At 69.8% G+C, this 24,342-nt stretch carries 23 protein-coding genes and 1 pseudogene; 16 read left to right on the top strand and 8 right to left on the bottom strand.

Annotated elements, in window-relative coordinates:
* Nucleotides 1-37: 37 nt before the first annotated feature.
* On the bottom strand, nt 38-463 hold the full coding sequence (locus VGB24_RS16235; RefSeq protein WP_331073994.1) for a hypothetical protein: 426 nt from the start codon (nt 461-463) through the stop codon (nt 38-40).
* A gap of 531 nt (nt 464-994) precedes the next feature.
* Between VGB24_RS16235 and VGB24_RS16230 the strand changes: the two genes are divergently transcribed.
* Entirely contained in the window at nt 995-2,881 is a 1,887-nt protein-coding gene (locus tag VGB24_RS16230; RefSeq protein ID WP_331073993.1) for a GGDEF domain-containing protein, read from the top strand.
* 177 nt (nt 2,882-3,058) lie between these two features.
* Here VGB24_RS16230 and VGB24_RS16225 read toward each other — a convergent pair whose 3' ends face one another.
* Together VGB24_RS16225 and VGB24_RS16220 are read right to left on the bottom strand one after the other, a co-directional pair.
* Nucleotides 3,059-3,301: a helix-turn-helix transcriptional regulator gene (locus tag VGB24_RS16225; protein WP_331073992.1), complete on the bottom strand. Its 243-nt coding sequence runs from the start codon at nt 3,299-3,301 to the stop codon at nt 3,059-3,061.
* 7 nt (nt 3,302-3,308) lie between these two features.
* Nucleotides 3,309-3,947 carry a DUF2975 domain-containing protein gene (locus VGB24_RS16220; protein ID WP_331073991.1) on the bottom strand — a complete coding sequence of 213 codons (639 nt, stop codon included), beginning with the start codon at nt 3,945-3,947 and terminating at the stop codon, nt 3,309-3,311.
* Between the two features lie 301 nt (nt 3,948-4,248).
* Here VGB24_RS16220 and VGB24_RS16215 point away from each other — a divergent pair, with 301 nt between their 5' ends.
* The 4 genes from VGB24_RS16215 to VGB24_RS16200 all read left to right on the top strand — a co-directional run bounded on the left by VGB24_RS16215 (nt 4,249) and on the right by VGB24_RS16200 (nt 9,625).
* The gene (locus VGB24_RS16215) at nt 4,249-6,060 is read left to right on the top strand and encodes a putative bifunctional diguanylate cyclase/phosphodiesterase (RefSeq protein ID WP_331073990.1); all 1,812 of its coding nucleotides are present in this window, start codon (nt 4,249-4,251) and stop codon (nt 6,058-6,060) included.
* A 48-nt stretch (nt 6,061-6,108) separates the two neighbouring features.
* Nucleotides 6,109-7,056, top strand: a complete 948-nt coding sequence (locus VGB24_RS16210) for a homoserine kinase (protein ID WP_331073989.1) — start codon at nt 6,109-6,111, stop codon at nt 7,054-7,056.
* Entirely contained in the window at nt 7,053-8,330 is a 1,278-nt protein-coding gene (thrC, locus tag VGB24_RS16205) for a threonine synthase (protein ID WP_331073988.1), read from the top strand. Before VGB24_RS16210 ends, thrC begins: the two co-directional genes overlap by 4 nt.
* Before the next feature lie 182 nt (nt 8,331-8,512).
* On the top strand, nt 8,513-9,625 hold the full coding sequence (locus VGB24_RS16200; protein WP_331073987.1) for an Mrp/NBP35 family ATP-binding protein: 1,113 nt from the start codon (nt 8,513-8,515) through the stop codon (nt 9,623-9,625).
* Between the two features lie 113 nt (nt 9,626-9,738).
* On the opposite strand, the gene VGB24_RS16195 is transcribed toward VGB24_RS16200, so the two are convergent.
* From VGB24_RS16195 to VGB24_RS16180, 4 genes are all read right to left on the bottom strand, one after another.
* The gene (locus VGB24_RS16195) at nt 9,739-9,963 is read right to left on the bottom strand and encodes a hypothetical protein (RefSeq protein ID WP_331073986.1); all 225 of its coding nucleotides are present in this window, start codon (nt 9,961-9,963) and stop codon (nt 9,739-9,741) included.
* A gap of 26 nt (nt 9,964-9,989) precedes the next feature.
* The gene (locus VGB24_RS16190) at nt 9,990-11,039 is read right to left on the bottom strand and encodes a polymer-forming cytoskeletal protein (protein ID WP_331073985.1); all 1,050 of its coding nucleotides are present in this window, start codon (nt 11,037-11,039) and stop codon (nt 9,990-9,992) included.
* Nucleotides 11,032-11,670, bottom strand: coding sequence for a hypothetical protein (locus VGB24_RS16185; RefSeq protein WP_331073984.1), 639 nt, complete (start codon nt 11,668-11,670; stop codon nt 11,032-11,034). Before VGB24_RS16185 ends, VGB24_RS16190 begins: the two co-directional genes overlap by 8 nt.
* 91 nt (nt 11,671-11,761) lie before the next feature.
* Complete coding sequence (locus VGB24_RS16180) at nt 11,762-12,352, bottom strand: sigma-70 family RNA polymerase sigma factor (RefSeq protein WP_331021913.1); 591 nt, start codon at nt 12,350-12,352, stop codon at nt 11,762-11,764.
* A gap of 156 nt (nt 12,353-12,508) precedes the next feature.
* On the opposite strand from VGB24_RS16180, the gene VGB24_RS16175 reads away from it, so the two are divergent.
* The 11 genes from VGB24_RS16175 (at nt 12,509) to VGB24_RS16125 (ending at nt 23,290) form a co-directional block, all read left to right on the top strand.
* On the top strand, nt 12,509-13,255 hold the full coding sequence (locus VGB24_RS16175) for a class I SAM-dependent methyltransferase (protein WP_331073983.1): 747 nt from the start codon (nt 12,509-12,511) through the stop codon (nt 13,253-13,255).
* Nucleotides 13,252-13,518, top strand: a complete 267-nt coding sequence (locus tag VGB24_RS16170; protein WP_331021911.1) for a hypothetical protein — start codon at nt 13,252-13,254, stop codon at nt 13,516-13,518. The genes VGB24_RS16175 and VGB24_RS16170 overlap by 4 nt, the downstream gene beginning before the upstream one ends.
* A gap of 665 nt (nt 13,519-14,183) precedes the next feature.
* Complete coding sequence (locus VGB24_RS16165) at nt 14,184-15,671, top strand: menaquinone biosynthesis decarboxylase (protein WP_331073982.1); 1,488 nt, start codon at nt 14,184-14,186, stop codon at nt 15,669-15,671.
* A 166-nt stretch (nt 15,672-15,837) separates the two neighbouring features.
* Nucleotides 15,838-16,314 carry a hypothetical protein gene (locus VGB24_RS16160; protein WP_331073981.1) on the top strand — a complete coding sequence of 159 codons (477 nt, stop codon included), beginning with the start codon at nt 15,838-15,840 and terminating at the stop codon, nt 16,312-16,314.
* Nucleotides 16,301-17,206, top strand: a complete 906-nt coding sequence (locus VGB24_RS16155; protein WP_331073980.1) for a UbiA-like polyprenyltransferase — start codon at nt 16,301-16,303, stop codon at nt 17,204-17,206. Before VGB24_RS16160 ends, VGB24_RS16155 begins: the two co-directional genes overlap by 14 nt.
* Entirely contained in the window at nt 17,203-17,820 is a 618-nt protein-coding gene (locus VGB24_RS16150; protein WP_331073979.1) for a flavin prenyltransferase UbiX, read from the top strand. The genes VGB24_RS16155 and VGB24_RS16150 overlap by 4 nt, the downstream gene beginning before the upstream one ends.
* Nucleotides 17,821-17,865: 45 nt before the next feature.
* Nucleotides 17,866-18,240 carry a hypothetical protein gene (locus VGB24_RS16145; protein WP_331073978.1) on the top strand — a complete coding sequence of 125 codons (375 nt, stop codon included), beginning with the start codon at nt 17,866-17,868 and terminating at the stop codon, nt 18,238-18,240.
* A 4-nt stretch (nt 18,241-18,244) separates the two neighbouring features.
* A complete protein-coding gene (locus VGB24_RS16140; RefSeq protein WP_331073977.1) occupies nt 18,245-18,727 on the top strand; it encodes a metallophosphoesterase family protein in 483 nt (160 codons plus the stop codon).
* Nucleotides 18,724-20,283 carry a M20/M25/M40 family metallo-hydrolase gene (locus VGB24_RS16135; protein ID WP_331073976.1) on the top strand — a complete coding sequence of 520 codons (1,560 nt, stop codon included), beginning with the start codon at nt 18,724-18,726 and terminating at the stop codon, nt 20,281-20,283. The genes VGB24_RS16140 and VGB24_RS16135 overlap by 4 nt, the downstream gene beginning before the upstream one ends.
* A gap of 75 nt (nt 20,284-20,358) precedes the next feature.
* Complete coding sequence (locus tag VGB24_RS16130; protein WP_331073975.1) at nt 20,359-21,936, top strand: M20/M25/M40 family metallo-hydrolase; 1,578 nt, start codon at nt 20,359-20,361, stop codon at nt 21,934-21,936.
* 451 nt (nt 21,937-22,387) lie between these two features.
* Nucleotides 22,388-23,290 carry a C39 family peptidase gene (locus tag VGB24_RS16125; RefSeq protein WP_331073974.1) on the top strand — a complete coding sequence of 301 codons (903 nt, stop codon included), beginning with the start codon at nt 22,388-22,390 and terminating at the stop codon, nt 23,288-23,290.
* 944 nt (nt 23,291-24,234) lie between these two features.
* On the opposite strand, the pseudogene VGB24_RS16120 reads toward VGB24_RS16125, so the two are convergent.
* Nucleotides 24,235-24,342: pseudogene (locus tag VGB24_RS16120) on the bottom strand (IS5/IS1182 family transposase); the annotation flags it as partial.

The raw sequence follows: 24,342 nt of genomic DNA, 5'->3' as shown, positions 1-24,342 counted from the left end.
AGGTGCGGGGCGGGAGGACGTAGCGGCGCGCCGCCGGTCAGCGGGTGGCGGCCACGAAGGTGCCGGTGTAGTTGGACGCGGCGTTCGCAAGCACCCAGGTGCCCGTTACGCCGCCCTCGTCGGAAACGGCGCCCGACCAGCGGAACTTGTCGTCGTCCAGGTAGAAGCGGACGCTGCCGGCCCCGGTGACCGCGCCGTTCACCAGGTCGCCGGTGAACCGCCCGTGGTTGGCGCCGTCGGCGCCGATCAGCGACAGCGTGTACGTGCCTCCGAACTCGGGCGTGTCGCGGCTGTCGTCCACGATGGTCATCGTGCCGGAGAAGCGCGCGCCGGGAACCTCGGCGATGGGGGCGCTCACGTCGTAGGTCCCCTGGACCTCGGCGTACGTCCTGGGGCCGGTTGCGTCGCCGCAGCCTACCAGGAGGAGGGTGGCGAAGAACGCGGGGGCAAAGCGGTAGTGCATGGTGCTCCTGGAGATGTGTGGGGTGGCCCCCGGGCCGCGGGCGGGCCGGGCAGGGGCGGGGGGGGGCGGATGCGTTCCACGCGGCCGCGCGGCTCGTACCCTGGGCGCGACGCAGCCCCGGCCGAAGCGGCGTCGCGCACGTGCGGCGGCGCCGCCTCCCGCGCAATGCAGGGGAGAGCGACAGGACTGCCGCCGTTTGTTTGGTACGCCAAGGATAATTAGCAATCTTTTGAACGACAAGTGGTATAATTGTACTTTTGTTCCGCAGCCTTTGCTACGGATGTGAAACGCTGATCATCCCGTAAACGTGTGCAAAAACGGCAATATTGGCGATTGATGCAGCGGAATACCGAATTTGATACAACGTGGCCAGCTCGTGAAGAATTGCAAATCAATTGTGGGAGAAATCCATCGGTACGGCCGCAGGGGGCTTCGGCGCTCGCCCCGGAACGCCGCGACTCCTATACTTCCATCCGCCGCCGCCGCGCATCCATCCGCGGCCGCTCGCCCCAACGCCTCTCCCGCCCGCCGATGCGCCCGAGGCATCCGCTCCTTCCGCTGTCCCTGCTCCTCGCCCTCGGCGCCGCTGCGGACGCTGCGGCCCAGCAGCCCTCCGCCGCGCGGATGGTGGCGGAGGCGGCCCGCGTCGAGCACTCCGACCCCGCGACCACGCTCCGCCTCACCCGCCAGGTGCTCCCCATGCTCGGGGCGCCCGGCTCCGACTCGCTGCGGATGCGCGCCCTGGTGCTGCGCTGCTGGGCGGCCGCGAGCGACGCGCCCGACTCCATCGCCGCGTGGGCAGAGGCGGGGCTGGCCGATGCCCTGCGCACGGGCGACGGCCGTGCGATCGCCAGCCTGCGCTCCTGCCGGGGGTACGCCCACCTGGGAGCCAACCGGTTCCGCGAGGCCGTGGTAGACTACGACAGCGCCGAGGCCCTGGCGCGGCGGCTGGGCGCGGCGGAAGAGCAGGCCCAGGCGCTGGTGCTGCGGGGAGAGCTTCGCTACTACCGCGGCGAGTTCAACGGGGCCATCGCCGACCTGGGCACCGCGCACCGCCTGTTCACCGCCGTGCGCGATACCGCGCAGCAGCGGTACGCGCTCAACGCCATCGCCAACCTGTACGCCGACAGCCGCGTGGCCCAGTACGACCGCGCGCTGGAGTACTACCGCCAGGTGCTGGCTTCGCACCAGAGCGCCGGCAACCTGCGGGGCATCGCCACCTCGTACTACAACCTGGGCAGCACCCTTCAGCGGATGGGAAAGCTGGAAGAGGCGCTCGCCCACTTCCGGCGCGGGCTGGCGATGGACCGCCGGCGCAACGACCCCGCCGAGGTGGCCACGGACCAGCGGGCGATCGGCGAGGTGCTGTACAAGCTGGGGCGCCCCGCCGAGGCGCTTCCCATCCTGGACGAGTCGCTCGAATACTTCCGGCGGGCGGGGGATGAAGAAGCCGTCGCGCACGTCCGGCTGACGCGCGGCGTGACCCTGCGGATGCTCGGGCGGGCGGACGAGGCGCTGGCCGACCTGGAGGTGGCGCGCCAGCGGTACGCATCCACCGACAACCGGCGCTTCCTCGAGAAAGTGCACGAGGAGCGGGCGATCGCCTTCGCCGCCGCGGGCGGCTGGCGCCAGGCGTACGAGGCGCGCACGGAGCAGCTGGCGCTTCAGCGCGAGCTGAGCGAGCGCGGCCGCCAGGAGCAGACCTCGCGGCTGCGCGTGCAGTTCGACGCCGAGAAGAAGGAGCAGGAGAACCGCGCCCTGCAGCGCGAGAACGACCTGCGCGGGCAGGCGCTGGCGGCGGGAGCCCGCGTCCGCCGCCTGCAGGCCGCCGTGCTGGTGCTCACCGCCATCGTCATCGCCGCGCTCGCCCTGCTCGTCACCCGCCAGCTGAAGGCGTCGCGCCGGCTGCGCATCACCTCGCTGACCGACGAGCTGACGCGCCTGCCCAACCGCCGCCACCTGCTGATGGTGGCGGACGAACAGGTGAAGTCCGCCCGCGCGGGCGCGACGACGTTCGGCGTGCTGGCGCTGGACGTGGACCACTTCAAGCGCATCAACGATCGCCTGGGCCACGACGTGGGCGACGCCGTCCTGCGCAAGGTGGCGGAGGTGCTGCAGGGGTCGTTGCGGGATGGCGACCACGTCGGCCGCACGGGGGGCGAGGAGTTCGTCGCCGTCCTTCCCGGCGCGGCCGCCGCCAACGCCGCGGAGGCCGCCGAGCGCGTGCGCCGCGCGGTGGAGCAGGCGGCCTTCGGCGAAATCCATCCCACCCTCTCGGTTTCCGTCAGCGTGGGGGCCACCGTCTGGCACCCGCGCGACGGCTCGTTCGCCGTCACCTGGAAGCGCGCCGACGAGCAGCTGTACCGCGCCAAGGCCGCCGGGCGCAACCGCGTGGAGCTGGACGCGGCCCACTCCTGACGTGCATCGCGAGGTCGATCACCGAAGCCGTCCCTCCCACCTCCCTTCGCTCCCCGTCGAGGCCGCCATCGGCGGTGCGCGCTCGGCTGGGCTGCCGCGGCCACGCCGACCAGGAGTGCGCGTCCCGCGACCGGCGAAAGACCGCGCCGCGGGGCGAGTGTCCGGCCGTTTGGGATCTCACTCCTGGTGTCCGTGCTCATCCGCAGGCGGGGGTTCCTGATCTACGTAATCGAAAAGATCCCCCGGCTGGCAGTTCAGCTCACGGCAGATCGCGTCCAGCGTGCTGAAGCGGATGGCGCGGGCCTTGTTGGTCTTCAGGATCGACAGGTTGGGAAGGGTGATGCCCACCCGCTCGGCGAGTTGGGAGAGCGTCATGTTCCGCCGGACCAGCATGGCGTCGAGGTTCACACGGATCGCCACGGCCGTCTCACACCGTCAGTTCCTGCTCGCGCTGCAGCTCCACGCCGTAGCGCCACGCTGCTGCCACGACCAGGACCAGGATCCCCGGAATGATCAACGAGGAGTGCATGCCCACCCGCAAGGGAACCCCGGCCAGATCAGCGCGCCTGACGACGTAAGCCGTGTACAGGAACTTCAGGATCGGAAGCACCACCCCCGCCACCACCAGCACCCAACCCAATCTCGAGAGGCGTCGTGCGTTCATCGCGGTGAACACATCCGCCGCCAGTACGTCCCGCAGGAACGAACGGAGCAGGTGCAGGCCGAACAGCAATGCCGCGAGCGCCGGCAACACGACGAGCCCCCCGAGGAGCACGATCCACCCCTCGGACGTGCCGAACTCCAGGGTGCCGGCGACATCCTTCAGCACCGGCTGCGTCGCGGTGCCCATGTCCAGCGGGACCAATGGCAACATCCGGCTTGCCGCGGAATCGGCGATCGCGACCTGCACCGCCACGGTCGACGGGGTGACGCCGCCACCCACGAGCGCAGCCGTAGCCCAGAACAGGATCAGCCCCAGGGCGGCGAGGATCACCAGCCACCACGTCACATCCGCCAACAGCTTGGCCAGGCGAGTGACACGCCTGCCGGTTCCCTCTGCGCGCATGGCATTTCTCCGTCCGTGGGTTTATCGAATATCGATAAACGGTAACGATGCGCGAATACGACGTCAAGGGAAGCGGGGCGGACCGCGGCCCGCAGTCGCAATCCACACGCTGCACCGCGCCAGGGCCGCCGGGCGCAACCGCGTGGAGGTGGACGCGGCGCTCTCCTGACGCCACACGGAGCAGCCGGGCGGGTCCGGAAACGCCGTCGCGGCCGGAAGGGCGCGGGCCTTGCACGGGGGTGGCGCCACCGAATCACATGGCGCTCGCGCCAGCATTTTGTTCACCCGCGCACCGCGGTCCATGCCAACACGCCAGCCGCTTCCCGACGACGACGAGACGGGGGGCCTTCTGCGCGCCATGCAGCAGCGCGAAGACTGGTTCCGGGCGGTGTTCGAGGGCTCGGCCATGGGCATCGCGGTGGTCGACATGCAGGGCCGCGTGATCGAGGCGAACACGCCGTTCCAGCGCATCGTGGGCCGCACCGCCGGGGAGTTGAAGGACACCCCCTTCGTCGACCTGGACCACCCCGACGACCGCGAGCGCAACCAGGCGCAGTTCAAGCGCCTGGTGACCGGGCACGTTTCCAACTACCAGATGGAGCTGCGCTACGTGGACCGCGCCGGGGAGCCATTTCCGGTGCGGCTGACCACCTCGGTCGTCCGCGCGGCGGACGGCCGGGCGCGTTTCTGCGTGGCGATGGTCGACGACCTGACGCAGCGCACCCGCGCCGAGGAAGAGCGCGAGGAGCTGGAGGAACGGCTACGCCACCTGGCGCTTCACGACCCGCTGACCGGGCTCCCCAACCGCGTGCTGCTGGCGGAGCGGATGACGGAGTGCGTCACGTCGCTCAAGTCCGAGCCGGGTTCGCATTGCGGGGTGCTGTTCCTGGACCTGGACCGCTTCAAGAACGTCAACGACTCGCTGGGCCACGGCGTGGGCGACGAGATGCTGCGGCAGGTCGCCGTCCGGCTCGCCACCTGCGGCCGTCCCGGCGACACCGTCGCCCGCTTCGGCGGCGACGAGTTCATCATCTTCCTGTCGCGCGTCACCGGGCGCGACGAGGCGCTGGCGGTGGCGGCTCAGGTGCGCGAGGTGCTCTCGGCGCCGCTGGAGCTGGGCAGCTACCGCACCTACACCAGCGCCAGCATCGGCATTGCGCTCACCGAGTCGACCGACGAGTCGCCCGACGAGCTGCTGCGCAACGCCGACATGGCCATGTACCACGCCCGGGCCGTGGGCGGCAGCCGCACGGCGGTGTTCGATGCGTCCATGCACAAGGCCGTGCTGGAGCGCCTGGGGCTGGAGAACGACCTTCGCGCCGCGCTCGCCCGCAGCGAGCTGCGGCTGTTCTTTCAGCCCATCGTCTCGCTGCGGACGGGCGAGGTGGTGGCGTGCGAGGCGCTGGCGCGGTGGGAGCACCCCATCCATGGCCGCGTGCCACCGGACCGCTTCATCAGCCTGGCGGAAGATACGGGGCTCATCGGCCCGCTCGGCTCGTGGGTGCTGGGCGAGGCCGCGCGGCAGCTGGCCGAGTGGCGCGCCACCCTTCCCATGGCCGCCAAGCTCGAGGTGACGGTGAACCTGTCGCCGGCGCAGCTGCGCGAGCCGGGCCTGGTGGACGAAGTGGCCGACACCCTGGGCGAGCACGGCCTGCCCCCCGCCGCGCTGAAGCTGGAACTGACGGAAAGCTCGCTGGTGGAAGACCCCGCGACGGCGGCCGGCGTGCTGCGCGCGCTCAAGAAGCGCCAGGTGCAGGTGTACCTGGACGACTTCGGCACGGGGTACAGCAGCCTGAGCACCCTTCACCGTCTGCCGCTGGACGCGCTCAAGATCGACCGCTCGTTCGTGGCGGGAATGGACGGCGGCACCACGGGGGCGCACAAGGGCGCCGAGATCGTGCGCACCATCGTTGCCCTGGCCCGCAGCCTGGGCGTCCGCGTGGTGGGCGAGGGCGTGGAGTCGCACGAGCAGCTGGCGGCCCTCCACGCCCTCGGGTGTGACTTCGCGCAGGGCTACCTGATCTCGCAGCCGCTCCCGGCCGACGAGTTCGCCGAGTCCTTCTTGACCGGCGATCCTCCGCTGGCGTGGCGCGAGGGCCACCGCTTCCTCTAAAATCCCCTCGCGGCGGACCGTGCGCCGTGAGGCCCCGTCCCGCGACCCATGACCCGACCTCCCCAACTCGCCACGGCCTTTGCGCCGGCCAGCGCCAGCAACCTCGCCGTAGGCTTCGACATCCTGGGCCACCCCGCCGGCCCCACGGGCGACCGCGTTACGGTGGCGCGCCGGGCCGACCCGGGCATCGTCATCACGGCGGTGTCGGGTGTCGCCGGCCGCCTGCCCATGAACCCCGCCACGAACACCGCCACGGTCGGGCTGCTGGGGATGCTCGACGAGGTGCGGCCGGGGTTCGGGCTGGAGGTTTCGATCGAGAAGGGGATTCCGCTCGGCTCCGGGACGGGTGGATCGGCGGCGTCGGCGGTGGCGGGAATCGTCGCGGCGAATGCGCTGCTGCCGGAGCCGCTGGAGCCCGCGGCGCTCTTCCGCTATGCCCTGATGGGAGAAGCGGTCGCCAGCGGCGCGGTCCATGGCGACAACGTAGCCCCATCCCTCTTCGGCGGGCTGGTGCTCGTCCGCTCCCCCGAGCCGATGGACGTCGTCGCGCTGCCCGTACCCGCCACCCTGCGCTGCGCGATGGCGCGTCCCCACCAGCGGCTGGACACGCGCGCCGCGCGCCAGGTGTTGCCGGCTGCCTATCCCCTGCACGACGTCATCCGCCAGACGGCGAACCTGGCGGGCGTGGTCGCCGGCTGCTGCACAGGCGACCTGGCACTGGTGGGCCGTTCGTTGCGCGACGTGCTGATCGAGCCGCATCGCGCCGCGCTGATCCCCGGCTTCCGTGAAGTGAAGGAGGCGGCGATGGAGGCGGGCGCGCTCGGCTGCTCCATCTCCGGCGCCGGCCCCAGCCTCTTCGCCTGGTGCGATGGCGCTGTGATCGCGGATGCGGTGTGCGGCGCGATGGTGGACGCGTTCGCAACGTGCGGGGTCACGGCGGATGGATGGACGTGCGCAGTCGGCGGCCCGGGCGCGCGGGTGGAGGAGGTCTGGTGAGATACGTCAGCACGCGCGATCCGTCGCACGCCGTCCCTCTCTCCGCCGCCATCTCCCGCGGGCTGGCGCCGGATGGCGGATTGTACGTCCCCGAGCAGTTTCCCACGATGGATCCGGCGGACTTCGACGCGGGCGCATCGCTGCCGGAGGTCGCCGCGCGCCTGCTCGCGCCGTTCTTCGCGGGCGACGCGCTGGAGTCCGAAGTGGACGCCATCTGCCGCGAATCCCTCTCGTTTCCCGTGCCGCTGAACGACCTGCGCGCGGGGACGGCGGTGCTGGAGCTGTTCCACGGGCCCACCGCCGCGTTCAAGGACGTCGGCGCGCGGTTCCTGGTGGCGTGCCTGTCGCGTATTGCCGCGGAAGACGAGCGGCCGCTGACCATCCTCGTCGCCACCTCCGGAGACACGGGTGGCGCGGTGGCGGCCGCGTTCCACGGCCGGCCGGGGGTGGAGGTGGCGGTGCTCTATCCCGCGGGGATGGTGTCCGCGCGGCAGGAGAAGCAGCTGACCGCGTGGGGCGGAAACGTGCGCGCGTTCGCCGTCCGCGGCGACTTCGATGCGTGCCAGCGGCTGGTGAAGGCCGCGATGGCGCACCCGGAGCTGCGCGCGCGGCGGCGGATGTCGTCGGCGAACAGCATCAACGTGGGGCGCCTGCTGCCGCAGATGGCGTACTACGCCTGGGCCGCGCTGGAGTATCGCCGGCGGCACGGCGCGGACCCGGGGTTCATCGTCCCCTCGGGCAACCTGGGGAACGCCGCCGCCGCGTCCTGGGCGCGCCGTGTGGGCATGCCGGTGCGCGAGGTGGTGCTGGCGACGAACGCCAATCCCGCAATCACCCGCTTCCTTTCCGGCCACCCGTGGTCCCCCGAGCCGACCATCTCCACGCTGGCCACGGCGATGGACGTCGGCAGCGCGAGCAACATGGAGCGCCTGCTGCACCTGTACGGCGGCGAGGAAGGCACGCGCTCCGCCCTGCGCGCCTTCCTGGTGGACGACGACGAGATCCGCCGCGTGATCCGCGAGGGCCCGGGCACGTGGGGCGAAGTGTGGGATCCGCACACCGCCACCGCCGTCGCCGTGCGCGAGCGCCTGGACAGGCCCGACTGGATCGTGGTCTCCACCGCGCACCCCGCCAAGTTCGAAAGCGTGGTGGAGCCGCTGATCGGCCGCGAAATCCCCATTCCGCCCGACCTCGCGCACCTTCTCGACCGCCCCTCCCACGCGACGCCCATCGACCCGGACCTCGACACCTTCATCGCCGCGCTGGACGGCTGAAGGCGAATGATTCAGCATCTGAAACAAGAGCGCGCCCGTGCTAAGTCTCGCACAGGCGCGACGTTCGTAGTATTCTTCCCCAGCCGTGAGCCCGGGTCTGAACTTCCGCACTCACGCACTCACGCACTCACGCACTCACGCACTACCGCACTCACGCACTCTCGTACCGACGTACTTTGAATATGCAAGCCTCCGAGCGCGACCAGGTGCTCCGCCGCGTCGCCGCCGCGCTGACCCTGGTGCTTCACCCCACGACGGGCGACGACGTGGTGTCGTCCGGCCGCGTCCGCGAGCTGGACGTGCTGGAAGACGGCACCGTGCGCTTCAAGTTCGCCCTGCAGGCCGACGACCCCGGCACGCTGGTGCGCCAGGCCCGCGCCGCCGCCGAGACGGTGGAGGGGGTGGCCAAGGTAAAGATCGACATCGCCCTGCCCGCCGCCGGCGCGCCGCAGAAGAAGGGCGCGCTGCGGGCCGGCAACGTCCCCGCGCCCACGCCCAACCCCAACCTGATCCCCGGCGTGCGGCAGATCATCGCCGTCAGCTCGGGGAAGGGTGGCGTAGGCAAGAGCACCGTGGCCGTGAACGTGGCCGCGGCGCTGGCGAAGTCCGGCCGGCGCGTGGGGCTGCTGGACGCCGACATCTACGGCCCCAACGTGCCCATCATGTTCGGCGAGAAGCGCAAGCCGTCCGTGGTGGGCCCCAAGGGCAAGGAAAAGATGCAGCCGCTGGAAGCCTACGGCGTGCAGCTGATGAGCCTGGGATTCCTGCTGGACGCCGAGCAGCCCGCCATCATGCGCGGGCCGATGATCGCGGGCATCCTCAAGCAGTTCCTGAGCGAGGTGGAGTGGGGCGAGCTGGACGTGCTGGTGGTCGACATGCCCCCGGGCACGGGCGACGCGCAGCTGTCGCTGGTGCAGACCATCCGGCTCGACGGGGTGGTGATGGTCACCACACCGCAGGACGTGTCGACGGGTGACGTGCTGCGCGGCATCAAGATGTTCGAGCGCACCAACACGCGGGTGCTGGGCATCGTCGAGAACATGGCGGGGTTCATCTGCCCCTGCTGCGGCCAGCGCTACGAGATCTTCGGGCGGGCCGGCGGGCAGCGGCTGGCGGAGCAGACGGGGCTGGAACTGCTGGGCGAGGTGCCGCTGGAGATGATCGTCCGCGAGGGTGGCGACGAGGGGGTGCCGGTGGTCATCGGGCACCCGGAATCGCCCTCGGCCATGGCCCTCCGCGCGCTCGCCGAGACCGTCGCGTCGCGCCTGGAACCCCTGGTTCCCGCCGCCGTGTAGAAAAATCGCGGGTTTCACACGGAGGGCACGGGGAAACGACGAAGGAGGAACAGAGGAAGCGTTCGTTCCTCTATTCCTCCTTCGTGTCCTCCGTGTGAGGCTTTCTTTTGCCTTTACGCGTGGTCCAGCCAGCGCTGGTCCGCGGCCGTGAGCACGCCGCGCGGGCGGCGGGCCGAGCGCACCAGCTTCACCGCGATCCAGGCCACGAACACCAGCGCCGCCGCCTTGGCCGCCAGCACCGCCAGCCCCACCACGATCCCCACGATGGCGCCCACGATGGCCAGCGCCACCACCCCCAGCACGGCCGCGACCACCAGGCCGACCAGTCCCTCGATCATCGTCGTGTCTCCGTGAAAGAAGCGTTTCAGGCCGTGTGTGCGCTGCCCGTTCCCAGGTCGTCCATCCCGTCCCAGCCGCGCCGGTAGCTGCGCTCGCGCCAGGCGCGAACCGCCACGATCAGCACCGCTCCCGCACCCACGCTCGCCGCCAGCCACAGCAGCATCCCCGCGAGCAGCCCCACCAGTCCACCCACCCACCCGATGAAGGGCGTCATCATCAGCACGTTGCTGACGAGCAGCGGGGCCAGCAGCACCACCAGCCCGGTGACCAGGTACGAGTACGCGTTGCGATGGATGGGCTCGTACGAGCCGCTCCGCTCCGCCGTGCGCTCGCCCAGGGCGTGCGCCACCGCCAGGATGCCCACGCCGGCCAGCGCGCAGAGCACCGTCCAGAACAGCGGAACGAACACCAGTAGCAGCGGGATTCCGATGATGGTCAGCGCCAGCGCCGCGATCCCCGCCAGGAAGGCCGGAAGCGCCAGCACGTTGGCCGCCAGCCCGATGCCTCCCGCCGCCAGCGGGGCGCGCCGCACCACGTCGCTGGCCTGCTCCAGGTACGAGCGGCCGTAGAAGGTCAGCGCCAGCCCCAGCCCGCCCAGCACCAGGCCGAGAGACAGCGTGCGCACCAGCCCCGCCCACCCCTCGCCCAGCGCGCCCAGCCAGCCGCGCCGCATGTGGATGGCCTGCGTGGCGCCCACGGAGCGGGAGCGCGGCGTGCCCTGCTGCACCTTGCCCAGCACGCTGCCGCCGTTGTTCACCAGCGTGCCGCCGGTGACCACCGCGTCGCCGTAGACCACGGCGCCGCGCTCCAGCACCAGGTTTCCGGCGCCCACCACCGCGTCGCCGTGGATTTCGCCGCTCACCGTAAGCGAGCCGTTGGCCACCACCACGTCGCCCTCGATCACCTCGTCGGCGCCGATGGAGCGCTGGCCGCTGAACCACACGCGGTCGCCGTGATGGAGCGTGCGCCCCTCCAGCCCCGTGTGGGGGTGCCCGGCGGGGGCCTGCGCCGCCAGCCCGGGAGCGAAGGCCAGCCCCAGGGCCAGCGCGGCGCTCGTGATCATACGATTACGCATGGATCATCCCTCCCGTGTGCGGCGTGCGCAGCAGGCGCGCCATCGCCCAGGCCGAAGCCGGGATCGCGGCCAGCAGCACCAGGAGCAGCACGGGCACCCCGCCCGCCGCGGGGCCGGGGATGGCCGCCAGCGCATCGGCGCCCCACTGGAACAGGCCGGTGCGGATCAGCGTCTCGGTACCCTCGGAAAGCAGGTTCCACGACACGTCGCGCGCCCAGCCGCGGACCGCGTTCCACAGCGAGCCCATTCCCGTGACGGGGTCGCCGCCCATCCAGGTGCCCAGCCCAGCCAGCACCGGCAGCGGTACCAGCACCAGGGCCAGCAGCATCATCCATCCGCGCCGGGCGCGCGGCAGCCGCTCCGCCTTCGCGGGCAGGGCCGCGGCGGCCGGGGCCGCCTGGGGCTGCATCACCACCCGCGCCATCACCGTGTCGGCGAAGCGGGGCGAGGGCTCCAGCTGGGGAAGGGCGGAAAGCGCCGCGAGCAGCGAGCGTGCGCTCTCCAGCTCCGTCGCGCAGTGCGCGCACCGGTGCAGGTGCTGCTCGGCCAGGGCCCGTTCCACGTGGGAAAGGCCGCCCTCGGCGAGCTGCTCCAGCGTCCAGTACGGCAGGTGTCCGGTTGCGTCCGTCACGATGGCCTCTGATCTCGTTCGGTCCGTTGCATGATAGGATTACGGAGCCGCCGGCCCCGGAGTTTCAGGTTGCGATCCTTCCCACGCACCGCTACACCCGCAGGTGCTGCAGCGTGTCGCGCAGCTCGTTGCGGCCGCGGTGGATGTACGTCTTTACGGTGCCCAGCGGCAGGGCCATGATCTCGGCGATCTCCTGGTATTCGCGCCCTTCCACGTGGCGCAGCAGGATGGCGGCGCGGTACTCCGGCCGCAGCTTGCCGATGGCCTGCTCGATCTCTTCGCCCAGCTCCTTGGCCTCCAGCAGCTCCTCGGGATTTTCGTCCTCGGAAACGATGGTGATGGCCGAGGCCTCCATCTCGTCGCTGGTCACCGCGTTGCGCGAGCCGTCGATGGACACCGTCTTCAGCTCCTTCCGACGGATCCAGTCGATCGTCAGGTTCGTGGCGATCTTGAAGATCCAGCTGCTGAACTTGTAGCGCGGATCGTACCGCCCGATGTGGTTGAACACCCGGACGAACGTTTCCTGCGCCAGGTCTTCCGCCTGCTCCCGGTCGCGGATCATCCGGAAGATGATGGAAAACACCGGCCGCTGGTAACGGTCCAGCAGCTCTCGATACGCCGTCTCGCTGCCCAGCTGGGCGCGAGTGACGAGCTCGTGGTCGGATACAGGTGTCGCGTTCACCGCTTGTATTTGTGGGTCCGAAAAGAATCAGACTCGGAGGTGCTGTACGCGCGGGCCGGGCGCGAGGTTTCAATCCGCGCCACAGGCTTGCTCGCGGCTTGGGGGGGCGGCTACTTTCACCGGCCTGTATTCTAAGTTGCACAACGGATTTACGACATGCCGAGCACCCCCGCGCCGCGTACGGCGCTTCCCGCGCCGGGCCACAAGGCGGCCCACGTGCGGCAGATGTTCAGCTCCATCGCGCCCAGCTACGACCTGCTGAACCACGTGCTGTCGATGAACATCGACCGCCTGTGGCGCGCGAAGGCGGTGCGCCGCCTCCACTGGGAGCGCGCGCCGGAGGGCGTGTACCTGGACAACTGCTCCGGCACGCTGGACCTGGCCGTGGCCCTGGCCGGCCGCAAGGGCTTCGGCGGGCGCGTGGTGGGGAGCGACTTCACCTGGGAGATGCTGGAGCGCGGCGTGGCGGCGGGGAAGACGCGCGTCGCGGCGGTGGCCCCGGCCTGCGCCGACGCCCTGTCGCTGCCGTACCCCGACGCCGCGTTCGACGGCGCCACGGTGGGGTTCGGCGTGCGGAACCTGGCGGACCTGGATGCGGGGCTGCGCGAGATGGCGCGCGTGCTGAAGCCCGGGGCGCGACTGGTGATCCTGGAGTTCACCACGCCTTCATGGCAGCCGTGGCGGTCGGTGTACCTGTTCTACGCCCGGCGCATCCTTCCCGTGGTGGGCGCCATGATCTCGCGCAACCGCAGTGCGTACACGTACCTCCCCGAGTCGGTGATGGAGTTTCCCCCGCCGCCGGAGCTGGCGCGCAAGATGGAGGCGGCAGGCTTCCGCGGCGTGAAGTGGGACACGCTGTCGGGGGGCATCGCGGCGCTTCACTACGCGGAGCGGGCCGGGTGACGCTTTTTCGGGTGATCGCGGCCACGCTGCTGCTGAGCTTCTTTGGCTGCTGCGTCGCTTCGGCGGTGCTGCAGGTGGTGGCATGGCGGCACGTGCGGCCGGGCATCGGGCCCTCGGTGAAGGGCATCTACAAGCCCGACGACATGCTCGACGAGGTGGGCATCCGGCAGATGAAGCTCGCGCGCTGGCTGCTGATTGTGGGCGCGGTGGCGTTCGTTTCGCACATCGTCGTCCTGCAGCTCGGAGTGCGGCTTTCGGGATAGGAGAAGGCTCGCGCCATCGCCGTGTCATCCCGATGGAGCGGCCAAGCCGAACCGTCCCGCACACAAAGGTTCGCAGCGACTGAGGGATCCGCCACACAGTGGCAGAAGCGCGCCGGATTTGCCCTTGCACCGGAGCAAATCCTTGCGAAGCCGGGAGTTCCGCACGGGAGCGGATGAATCCGCGGCAACAACGGCGGAAAGCCTTCCAAACTGCGGAAGGCTTCAGGGGGTACCGCAGGGTGCCCGCCGGAGCGCGATCGAATTCTCCCTTTCCCCCGCTTGCGGGGGAGAGGGCCGGGGAGAGAGGGCCGCCAGGGGCATGCGCCGGGCCTGCCGAAGTGCACCCAAGCGGCGCCAGGGACCGCGCCTCAGGGCTTCGTGACCGCTGCCGCGCCCGGGCTGAAAGGCGCCCCCGGCTAGATCCTTCGGCCCGCGTGGTGCCGGTGTACGGGGGAGTACGGTGCGCCTGGGCCTCAGGATGACAGGCTTTCGCGCGAGTGCCGGGTTGATTCGCGCCAGTGCCGGGCTGATTCGCGCTAATGCCAGGGGTGGCAGTCCGCGAAGGCGGACTTCGTGATGTTCCAGACGCGGTTTCAACCGCCGGGATCAGGCCGTGGACAAGCCTCAACGCCCGGCGATACCCATAGAGTGAGAAGTAGAAGTCGATGATCTTCCAGAACCTGCGGGAGTTCCTTCGCTACCTGGACCGCACGGGCCAGCTCGTGCGCGTGCGCGAGCCGGTGTCCGTCGACCTGGAGATGGCGGAGATCACCGACCGCACCATGAAGCTTCCCGGCGGCGGCCCCGCGCTGTTCTTCGAGCGGCCCGTGCTGATGGACGGCACCGAGAGCGACATCCCCGTCGCCATCAACGTGTTCGGCTCGTGGCGGCGCATGTCGGCCGCGCTGGGCGTGCACGACGTCGAGGTGCACGCCCGCCGCATCGCGGAGCTCATCAAGCCCGAGGTGCCCAAGGGGCTCTGGGGCAAGATGCAGATGCTGCCCAAGCTGATGGAGCTCACCAAGGTGCCGCCGCGGCCGTACAAGGGCGCTCCCCCGTGCCAGCAGGTGGTGCTGCGCGAGGGCGAGTTCGATCTGACCAAGCTGCCGGTGCTCAAGACGTGGCCGCAGGACGGCGGCCCGTTCATCACCCTGCCCATGGTGATCACGTCCGATCCCGACACGGGCGTGCAGAACATCGGCATGTACCGCATGCAGGTGTTCGGGCCCACGACCACGGGAATGCACTGGCAGCAGCACAAGGGCGGCGCCGCCCACTTCCGCGCGTGGAAGCGCGGCCCCGGCGGACGCATGCCCGTCGTCGTGGCCATCGGCGGCGATCCCACGACCATGTACACGCCCAGCGCGCCCCTTCCGCCCGGCATCGACGAGTACCTGTTCGGCGGCTTTCTGCGCCGCGAGCCGGTGTACACGGCCAAGGCGCTGACCTGCGACCTAACGATCCCCGCCGAGGCCGAGATCGTCCTCGAGGGGTACGTCGACACGGGTGAGGAACTGGCCATCGAGGGTCCGTTCGGCGACCACACCGGCTTCTACACGCTCGAAGATCCCTATCCCGTCTTCCACGTGACGACGGTGACCATGCGCGAGGATCCCGTCTATCCCGCCACGCTGGTCGGCCGGCCGCCGGTGGAGGACGTGTACCTGGGCGGCGCCACCGAGCGGATCTTCCTGCCGCTGGCCAAGCTGACGATTCCGGAGATCGTGGACTACCACATGCCGCCGGAGGGCGTGTTCCACAACTTGGTGTTCGTCTCCATCAAGAAGGACTACCCGGGCCAGGCGTTCAAGGTGATGCACGGCCTGTGGGGGATGGGGCTGATGTCGCTGGCCAAGGTGATCGTGGTGGTGGACGAGTGGATCGACGTGCGGAACGTGCAGGAGGCGTGGTGGTACGCGCTGGGGAACATCGATCCCGAGCGCGACGTGCGGTTCACCAAGGGGCCCATCGACGACTTGGACCACGCGTCGCAGATCCCCTCGTTCGGCAGCAAGATGGGGATCGACGGAACCAAGAAGTGGGCGCAGGAGGGATTCGTGCGCCGCTGGCCGGAGATGATCGCGATGGACGCCGACGTGAAGTCGTCCATCGACCGCCTCTGGCCCCTGCTGGGCATCAAGCCCATCGATTGAGGACTGGCCATGAGCAGCAAGGCTGAGCGGGCGAACTGGCCGGTGCGCAAGGGTCGCATCGGGATCGATGAAGATGTCGATCCCAGTGCGCACCTCACGCCCGAGGAGTGTCTTTCGATGATCTGCGATCTTTCCACCGACGCATGGGCTTTCACCGGGAAACCGGATGCTCCACGAAGACTACAGAGACATATTCTTAGAGTTGTTCGCCGCCCAAGCTGACTTTCTCGTCATTGGCGCGTTTGCAATGGCGGGACACGGGATGATGCGAACGACCGGCGATCTTGACCTCTGGGTGCGTCCGCATCCAGAGAACGCGGATCGTGTGTGGGCCGCACTCGCGCGGTATGGCGCGCCGATCGGAACGCTCACGAAAGAAGAGCTGTCCCGTCCTGGCTTGTTTTTCCAGATCGGTTTGGCGCCGCGCAGGATCGACATCCTGACCGACATCGACGGTGTCGGGTTCGAGGAAGCGTGGCGTGAGAGGGTCTACCGGAAGATTGATGACATCCGCGTTCCCGTCATCAGCCGAGATCACCTCCTGGCGAACAAACGTGCGACGGGGCGGCCAAAGGATCAGGGCGACATTGCCTGGATCGAGTCAAGAATGAAGAAAGAGCAGCAGAGCAGTGACGACGCATAGATTGGAAGGGCAGCACATCGCCGGGCGGGGCAGGTTGGTCGACTACTCCAACCTGGTGAAGCTGCCCCACACCGTGTTCGCGATGCCGTTCGCCCTCGTGGGCGCGACGCTGGCGTCGTACCGCTACGCCGTGAGCGGCTGGGACGTGCTGCTGATCCTGGCCGCCTTCACCTGCGCCCGGTTCGCCGCGATGGGCTTCAACCGCATCGCCGACCGGGCGATCGACGCCAAGAACCCGCGCACGGCCATGCGGGAGATCCCCGCCGGCAAGCTGTCCGTGCGCGAGGCCACAGCCGCCGTCCTCATCGCCAGCGCGCTCTTCTTCGTCTGCGCGGCGCTGCTGAACCCGCTGTGCCTCTACCTGGCACCGTTCGCGCTGGCCATCATCCTGGCGTACTCGTTCACCAAGCGGTTCACCCGCTACGCGCACCTGGTGCTGGGGTTCTCGCTCGCCATCGCTCCCGTGGGCGCATACCTGGCCGTGGCGGGCGAGTGGAGCCGTCCGCCATCCGCGCTGCTGGTGCTGGCGGCGGCCGTGCTGTGCTGGGTGGCGGGCTTCGACATCCTGTATTCGCTGCAGGACATGGAGTTCGATCGCGGCGAAAAGCTGCACTCCATCCCCGCTGCGCTTGGCGCACGAGGCGCGCTGGCCTTCTCGCGCGGGCTGCACCTGCTGTCCGCCGCCTCGTTCGTGGCGCTGGGGTTCATCCTTCCCGAGCTGGGCGCCGGCTGGTTCATCGGCGCGGGGGTGATCGCGCTGATGCTGGCGTACGAGCAAAGCCTGGTGCGCTCCGACGACTTTTCCAAGATCGACGCGGCGTTCTTCAACATCAACGGGGCCATCTCCGTGCTCTTCTTCGCGATCGTGTTGACGGAGCGGCTGCTCGCGTGAGGGTGGCCCTGGACGCGCCCATCACCTTCGGAATCACCGGCGCGTCGGGCGCGCCGTACGCCGTGCGCGTGCTGCGCGCGTTGAACGAGGCGGCGGTGCCCGTGCGGCTGATCGTGTCCAGCTACGGGCTGCGGCTGCTGAACGAAGAGTCGGGGATCGACGGCGTCGACGGCCTGCGTGCCGCCACGGGCGACTGGTCACGCGTGGAGTTCTACGATTCGCTGGACCGCGGCGCCACGCCGGCCTCCGGCTCGGCCCCGTCGCGGGGGATGGTGGTCTGCCCGTGCTCCATGGGCACGCTGGCGTCCATCGCCGCGGGCACGTCGCGCAACCTGGTGGAGCGCGCCGCGGACGTGGCCCTCAAGGAGCGCCGGTCCCTGGTGCTGGTGCCCCGCGAAACGCCGCTCTCGCTGATTCACCTGGAGAACATGACGCGGCTGACGCGCGCCGGGGCGACGATCATGCCCGCGGCGCCGGGGTTCTATCACCGGCCGCAGAGCATCGACGACCTGGTGGATTTCGTGGCCGCGCGCATCCTGGATCACCTGGGCGTTGAGCACACCGTCGGGCGGCGGTGGAAGAGCGGGGAAGCGCCCGCCGCCCCGGACGCCTGATCCTTCCGAATCTCCATCCACTCTCCGTTCCAGGGAACTCGACGCATGTGGAAGAAGCTTCTCGCCCTGCTGATCGTCGCAGCCTCCGTCGGCTGCGTCGCAGTGCCCGCCCCGGAACCCTATCCGCTGCAGGAGTTTGCGGTGGCGACGGCGGGCGACACGCTGGTGGTTTCCAATCTCAGCTCGGAGCCCATCTACTACGCGGTTCTGGAGGAGGAATTCTCCACCCGCGCGCGCTGGGCGCCGTGCGTACCCCCGGCGCAGTGTCCGCGGGTGGAGGCGGGGCAGGGGGCGCGCGTGCCTTACGCGAGCATCACCGGCTACCAGCCGGGCGCCCGCAAGGCGATGGTCTTCTGGTACCGCCTGGAAGCCGGCGGCACGCGCCCCGGCGAGGTGCGCAGCCGCTCCGTGACGCTGTAGCGCCGTGAAGATCGGCATCATCTCCGACACGCACGGGCTGCTGCGCCCGCAGGTGTTCGGCGTGTTCCAGGGCGTGGAGCACATCCTTCACGCGGGCGACATCGGCAACGTGGACATCATCACCGAGTTGGAGGCGATCGCCCCGGTGACGGCCATATGGGGAAACGCGGACGGCCTGGAGGTGCGCGGCCGCGTCCCTGAGATGGCGGAAGTGGAGCTTGGGGGCGTCCGCGTGGCCGTCATCCACGGTATGCAGGTGGGCTCGCCCACGCCGGAGAAGATCGCCGCCCTGTATCCCGGCGCAGGGCTGGCGGTGTTCGGCCATTCGCATCGCCCTCTCATCAAGCAGGTGGGCCCCACGCTGGCCGTGAATCCCGGCAGCGCCGGCCGCCGCCGCTTCCGCGATCCCGTCACCGTCGCCCTCGCGGAGATCCTCGCCGGATCGGTCACTGCCCGGCTGGTCGAACTGGACTTGGAGAAGCGATGATCTCTCATCGCTCCCTCGCGGTATTCGCTGCCGCGGTCCTGGCCACCCCGCTCGCCGCCGGCGCGCAGGAGAGCTGGACCTCAAATGACCCGGTTCTGCGCGCGATCTGGAGCGAGGGGATGGAGCGCTCGCGGCTGGAGCCGATGGCGCAGGTGCTGATGGACAGCATCGGGCCGCGGCTGGCGGGGTCGCCGGGGCAGCTGGCCGCGCACGAGTGGGCCGCGGCGCAGTTCCGCGGCTGGGGGATCCAGGCGCGCAACGAGACGTACGGCGCGTGGGTGGGCTGGCGGCGCGGAACGGCGCACGTGGACCTGGTGCAGCCGCGCGTCCGCTCGCTGGAAGCGCGGCTGCTGGCGTGGAGCCCCGGAACGTCCGGCGCGGTGACGGCGGAGGTGGTGGCGATCCCGGAATTTGCTGACACGGCGGCGGCGCTGCGCTGGCTGGGCAGCGTGCGTGGCAAATTCATCCTGGGCGCGGCCGAGCCGGTGACCTGCCGGCCGATCGAGAACTGGCAGAAGTGGGCCCAGCCGCAGACCCTTGGGCGCCTGGCGCAGGACGTGGCGCGGGCGGATTCCAGCTGGCGCCGGCGGCTTGCCCGGCTGCGGGTTCAGCCCGGTGAGCTGGAGATGCTCCTTGCGCGGTCGGGCGCCGCGGGCGTGGTGACCAGCGAGTGGACGGGTGGATGGGGCACCCAGCGCGTCCACGACGCGCTAGGGGTGCCCGTACCCGTGCTGGACGTGACCTGCGAGGATTACGGGCTGCTCCACCGGCTGGCCTCGCGCGGCCAGGGGCCCGTGATCCGCGTGAACGCGACGGCCGAGTTCACCGGCGCCGCCCCGGCGATGAACACCGTCGCCACCATCCCCGGCCGCGCCCTGCGGAATGAATACGTGGTGCTGTCCGCCCACTTCGACTCGTGGGACGCCGCATCGGGGGCCACGGACAACGGAACGGGCACGCTGGTGATGATGGAGGCCGCGCGCATCCTCCGGGCCGTCTATCCCCATCCCAAGCGCACCATCGTGATCGGCCTGTGGGGCGGCGAGGAGCAGGGCCTGAACGGGTCGCGCGCGTTCGCCGAAGACAACCCCGAGATCGTCAGCGGCATGCAGGCGCTGCTGAACCAGGACACGGGCACGGGGCGCATCGACCGCATCTCGCTGCAGGGCTTCACCCAGGCCGAGCCGTTCTTCCGCCGCTGGCTTTCGCGCGTGCCCCCGACGTTGGCGGACAGCATCAAGCTGGACGCCCCGGGGCTGCCCAGCGCGGGATCCAGCGACCACTCGTCGTTCGTGTGCCGCGGCGCGCCCGGGTTCTGGCTGCTTTCCACCTCGTGGGACTACGGCACCTACACCTGGCACACCGATCGCGACACGTACGACAAGATCGTGTTCTCGGACCTGCGCCGGAACGCGGTGCTGCTGGCCATGCTGGCGTACCAGGCCGCCGAGGACGAGCGCATCCCGCAGACACGCCGCACCGAGTTTCCGCCGAACGCGGCAGGGCAGCCGGGCAGCTGGCCTGCCTGCCGTCCGGCGCAGCGCTCGCTGAACTGAGAGAGCAACGCCGCCGGCCCGGCCGCGCGGCGCACGCCGGACCCTTCCGGCACCACACGTGAGAGACGCATCGTGATGAAGAGAACCGCACTGGCGGCCTTGGCCGCCGGCGCCCTCCTGGCCGGCCCCGCCGCCGCGCAGCAGGAGTGGACCAGCAACGACCCCGTGCTGCGCGCCATCTGGCAGGAGGGCACGCAGAACTCGCAGCTGGAGCGCCTGGCGCAGCCGCTGCTGGACTCCATCGGCCCGCGGCTGACGGGGTCGCCGCAGATGGACGCGGCCCAGCGCTGGACCATCGCCCAGTACGCGCAGTGGGGCATCACCGCGCGCAGCGAGCGCTACGGCACCTGGCGCGGCTGGCAGCGCGGCCACACGCACGTGGACCTGATGACTCCGCGCGTGCGCTCGCTGGAGGGGATGATGCTGGCCTGGAGCCCGGGCACCAACGGCCCCGTGACGGCCGAGGCCGTGATGCTTCCGGAGATGGCCGACTCGGCGGCGTTCAAGGCTTGGCTGCCGAGCGCGCGCGGCAAGTTCGTGATGATCTCGTTCCCCCAGCCCACCTGCCGGCCGGACGAGAACTGGCAGCGCTGGGCGGTGGCGGCGGACTTCGAGCGGTTCCGCGCAGAGCGCACGGCGGCCCAGAATGCGTGGAACCAGCGGATGTCGGCGACGGGGCTGGCGGCGCGCGACTTCCAGCTGCGGCTGGAATCGGCGGGAGTGGCGGGCATCGTCACCAACCTGTGGTCGCAGGGGTGGGGCGTCGACAAGATCTTCAACGCCCGCACGCGCCAGGTGCCCGTCATCGACCTGAGCTGCGAGGACTACGGCCTGGTGGCGCGCCTGGCGACGAACGGCGACGCGCCCACGCTGCGGCTGGACGCGCAGTCGCAGTTCACCGGCGAGGCGGTGCCGGTGTCCAACGTCATCGCGCAGGTGCGCGGGCGCCGCGAGCCCAACGAGTACATCATGCTGTCCGCCCACTTCGACTCGTGGGACGCGTCGTCGGGGGCCACGGACAACGGCACCGGCACCGTGGTGATGATGGAGGCCATGCGCATCCTTTCCAAGGTGTACCCTCGGCCCAACCGCAGCATCGTGGTGGGCCACTGGAGCGGCGAGGAGCAGGGGCTGAACGGATCGCGCGCCTTCGCCGCGGACCACCCGGAAATCGTCAGCGGCCTGCACGTGCTCTTCAACCAGGACAACGGCACGGGGCGCATCCGCAACATCTCCATGCAGGGGCTGACGGGCACGGCGCCGTACTTCCGCCGCTGGCTGGGCGCCATGCCGCCGTTCGTGGCGGACAGCGTGCAGATCGACGACCCGGGAATGCCCAGCGGCGGCGGATCGGACAACGCGGCGTTCGTGTGCTACGGCGCGCCGGCGTTCGGTCTTGGCTCGCTCTCGTGGGATTACGGGACGTACACGTGGCACACCAACCGCGACACGTACGACAAGATCTCGTGGGACGATGTGCGGCGGAACGCGCTGATGGTGGCCATGCTGATGTACCTGGCCGACCAGGAGGCGAACATCCTTCCGCGCGACCGGCGCACGGAGTTCCCGGTGAACCAGCAGACCGGGCAGCCGGGCAGCTGGCCGGCCTGCGCCGCTCCCGCCCGCACCGCGGCGGAAAGCCCGCGGATGTAGAGCCGCGGGTTCGGCGGAATCGGAACGAGGGCGGGGATGCGCGCGCATCCCCGCCCTCGATCTTTTCCGAAGAATGGCAATCGGCAGTCGCACCCGTCATCTCCTGCCGATGGCACAAAGCGTCTGATTCGCGGCCTAAACCAAGCATAAGTTCCGCGGCGAAGAAAAGCGGTTCGACCTGATGATACCGGCGGGTAGCGGGGTGACTCGGGAATCGCATTGCGGTAATCGTTGCGCGCCATGCGCTTACGCCACGGCGCAATCAGTACGGGCCTGGAGGAACAGCGCGGGTACGAAAATTCCGGTTTCGGGATTATCCCTGATGTCCCTCCCCTCCCGTACCGCTCGAGGCACGATGAACCATCCAGGCACGCTCCTCCCGCTATCCGCGCATGCCCCGAATCTCCCCAGGCGCTGCCTTCCACGATTCGGACGGGCATCGTGCCTTGCCGTGCTCGCGGGTATGCTGGCGCTGGCCGGGTGCGATGGCGCGGCGGCCCCGCTGACCCCCACGCCGGAAGGCGCGCGGAAGACGCTCTCCGGCACCGCCACGCTGGCGTGGGTCAGCCCCACCGGCACCACCGCCACCAACCCGGTCACCTTCAAGGCCGACGCGACCAGCGACATCGTCACCATCAAGTACTTCGCAGACGGAACCTATCTGCTGGGCTCCAGCACGGACCGCGCGAACTTCTTTCCGGTGACGTACAAGTTCAGCGGCGTGGGGGTGCGGCGGATCTACGTGCGTGGCTACAACTCGGCGGGTACGCAGGTGGCGGGCGCGTACAAGGACTTCACCATCCGCGACCTGATCGCCAACGTGCCGTACTTCTTCCAGTACAACAACGTGTACGAGCCCGGCGCCACCTGCGCCAACACGACGATGGCGATGCTGCTGAAGTACTACGGGGCCAACTACACGCCGGACCAGATCTACACGGAATTCCGCAAGCAGTCGCAGGACGAATTCAAGTTCGACACGATCTTCAACCGTCTTGCGGCGCGCGCCGGACTCAAGCAGCGCATCCGCGTGCACATGGAAACGGGGTCGGTCGCGCAGATGGAAGCGGAGCTGAACAAGCAGCGGCCGGTGATCATCCACGGAAAGTTCACCAGCTCGGGCCACGTGATGCTGCTGATTGGCAACGACGGAACGAACTACACGATGAACGATCCGGCCGGGGTGTGGGGACAGAGCCTGTGCAACGGCTCGGGATACGGCGGGTCCGGCGGGGCGGGGGTGCGCTACGGGAGATCGATCGTAGGCAAGGCGATCACCACGCCATGGCAAGGCAACTGCACCTACTTCGATCCGAACACGGTGCGGTACCACGAAACGTACCTGGTGCCCTGACCCACGGGCACGACGATGAGGTGATGAAGGGCCGGCTCCCCGCGCGGGAGCCGGCCCTTTTCTGGATGTGCGTCGTGCGCCGGGGCGGATGAATCCGCGGCTCCGCGGCAACGACGGCGGAATGCCTCCCAAACAGCGGGAGGCTTCTACCTCACGCGCACCTGCGAGAGCGCACCTGTCATCCCGACGGAGCGGCCACGCCGAACCTGCCCATGCGCCAAACCTGCCGATGCGCGCCTGTCATCCCGACGGAGCGGCCACGCCGAACCTGCCCGTGCGCCGTCAATGGCAGCGACCGAGGGATCCGCCACACATTCATCGAGGGGCACCGGGGCTGTGGCATGCACCCCGCCCACAGGCGGGTGAACCCGCGGCTGGAAAAGCGGTAAGCCCCGACACGGGCCGCTGGCGCGTCCCGTTCAGGGCTTCAACGTCACGCGCCCAAACCTGCCGATGCCCGCCTGTCATCCCGACGGAGCGGCCACGCCGAACGTGCCCGTGCGCCGTCAATGGCAGCGACCGAGGGATCCGCCACACATTCCTTGAGGCGCACCGGGGCTGTGGCGTGCACCCTCCCACAGGCGGGTGAACCCGCGGCTGGACAAGCGGTAAGCCCCGACACAGGCCGCTGGCGCGTCCCGTTCGGGGCTTCAACATCACGCGCCAAACCTGCAGATGCGCGATCGAATTCTCCCCTCTCCCGCTTGCGGGAGAGGGGCCGGGGGAGAGGGCAGCCGGGGATTGCGCCGGACTCGTCGAAGCGCACCCAACCGCGCCCGCGATCCCCGCCTGAACGCCGGCCCTTGCGACGAGCTGAGGCCTCCGCTTCGGTGACCGCTGCCGCGCCCGGGCTTGTACGTGGCCGCGGCTAGATCCTTCGGCCCGCGAGGCTTGTGCTGCGGGCGAGTTCCGCGCGCCTGGGCCTCAGAGGGTGTTGAGAAACGTCAACTTGGCCGAAGCCGACGGAGCATGAGACCCGACATCGCAAGATGGATCCATGCTTCGCTGCTCTCCATTAGGCCCTCATAGTCCTTGCTCAACCGGCGGCAGCG

Source organism: Longimicrobium sp., assembly GCF_036399935.1.
Classification (GTDB): domain Bacteria; phylum Gemmatimonadota; class Gemmatimonadetes; order Longimicrobiales; family Longimicrobiaceae; genus Longimicrobium.
This window is presented reverse-complemented; position numbering and strand designations above follow the sequence as displayed.

Coding starts and splice junctions, on each gene's coding strand:
- VGB24_RS16135 (WP_331073976.1), top strand. CDS start 18,724: ATGATCTCTCATCGCTCCCTCGCGGTATTCGCTGCCGCGGTCCTGGCC.
- VGB24_RS16145 (WP_331073978.1), top strand. CDS start 17,866: ATGTGGAAGAAGCTTCTCGCCCTGCTGATCGTCGCAGCCTCCGTCGGC.
- VGB24_RS16160 (WP_331073981.1), top strand. CDS start 15,838: ATGCTCCACGAAGACTACAGAGACATATTCTTAGAGTTGTTCGCCGCC.
- VGB24_RS16215 (WP_331073990.1), top strand. CDS start 4,249: ATGCCAACACGCCAGCCGCTTCCCGACGACGACGAGACGGGGGGCCTT.
- VGB24_RS16200 (WP_331073987.1), top strand. CDS start 8,513: ATGCAAGCCTCCGAGCGCGACCAGGTGCTCCGCCGCGTCGCCGCCGCG.
- VGB24_RS16220 (WP_331073991.1), bottom strand. CDS start 3,947: ATGCGCGCAGAGGGAACCGGCAGGCGTGTCACTCGCCTGGCCAAGCTG.
- VGB24_RS16210 (WP_331073989.1), top strand. CDS start 6,109: ATGACCCGACCTCCCCAACTCGCCACGGCCTTTGCGCCGGCCAGCGCC.
- VGB24_RS16195 (WP_331073986.1), bottom strand. CDS start 9,963: ATGATCGAGGGACTGGTCGGCCTGGTGGTCGCGGCCGTGCTGGGGGTG.
- VGB24_RS16190 (WP_331073985.1), bottom strand. CDS start 11,039: ATGCGTAATCGTATGATCACGAGCGCCGCGCTGGCCCTGGGGCTGGCC.
- VGB24_RS16130 (WP_331073975.1), top strand. CDS start 20,359: ATGAAGAGAACCGCACTGGCGGCCTTGGCCGCCGGCGCCCTCCTGGCC.
- VGB24_RS16175 (WP_331073983.1), top strand. CDS start 12,509: ATGCCGAGCACCCCCGCGCCGCGTACGGCGCTTCCCGCGCCGGGCCAC.
- VGB24_RS16235 (WP_331073994.1), bottom strand. CDS start 463: ATGCACTACCGCTTTGCCCCCGCGTTCTTCGCCACCCTCCTCCTGGTA.
- VGB24_RS16230 (WP_331073993.1), top strand. CDS start 995: ATGCGCCCGAGGCATCCGCTCCTTCCGCTGTCCCTGCTCCTCGCCCTC.
- VGB24_RS16165 (WP_331073982.1), top strand. CDS start 14,184: ATGATCTTCCAGAACCTGCGGGAGTTCCTTCGCTACCTGGACCGCACG.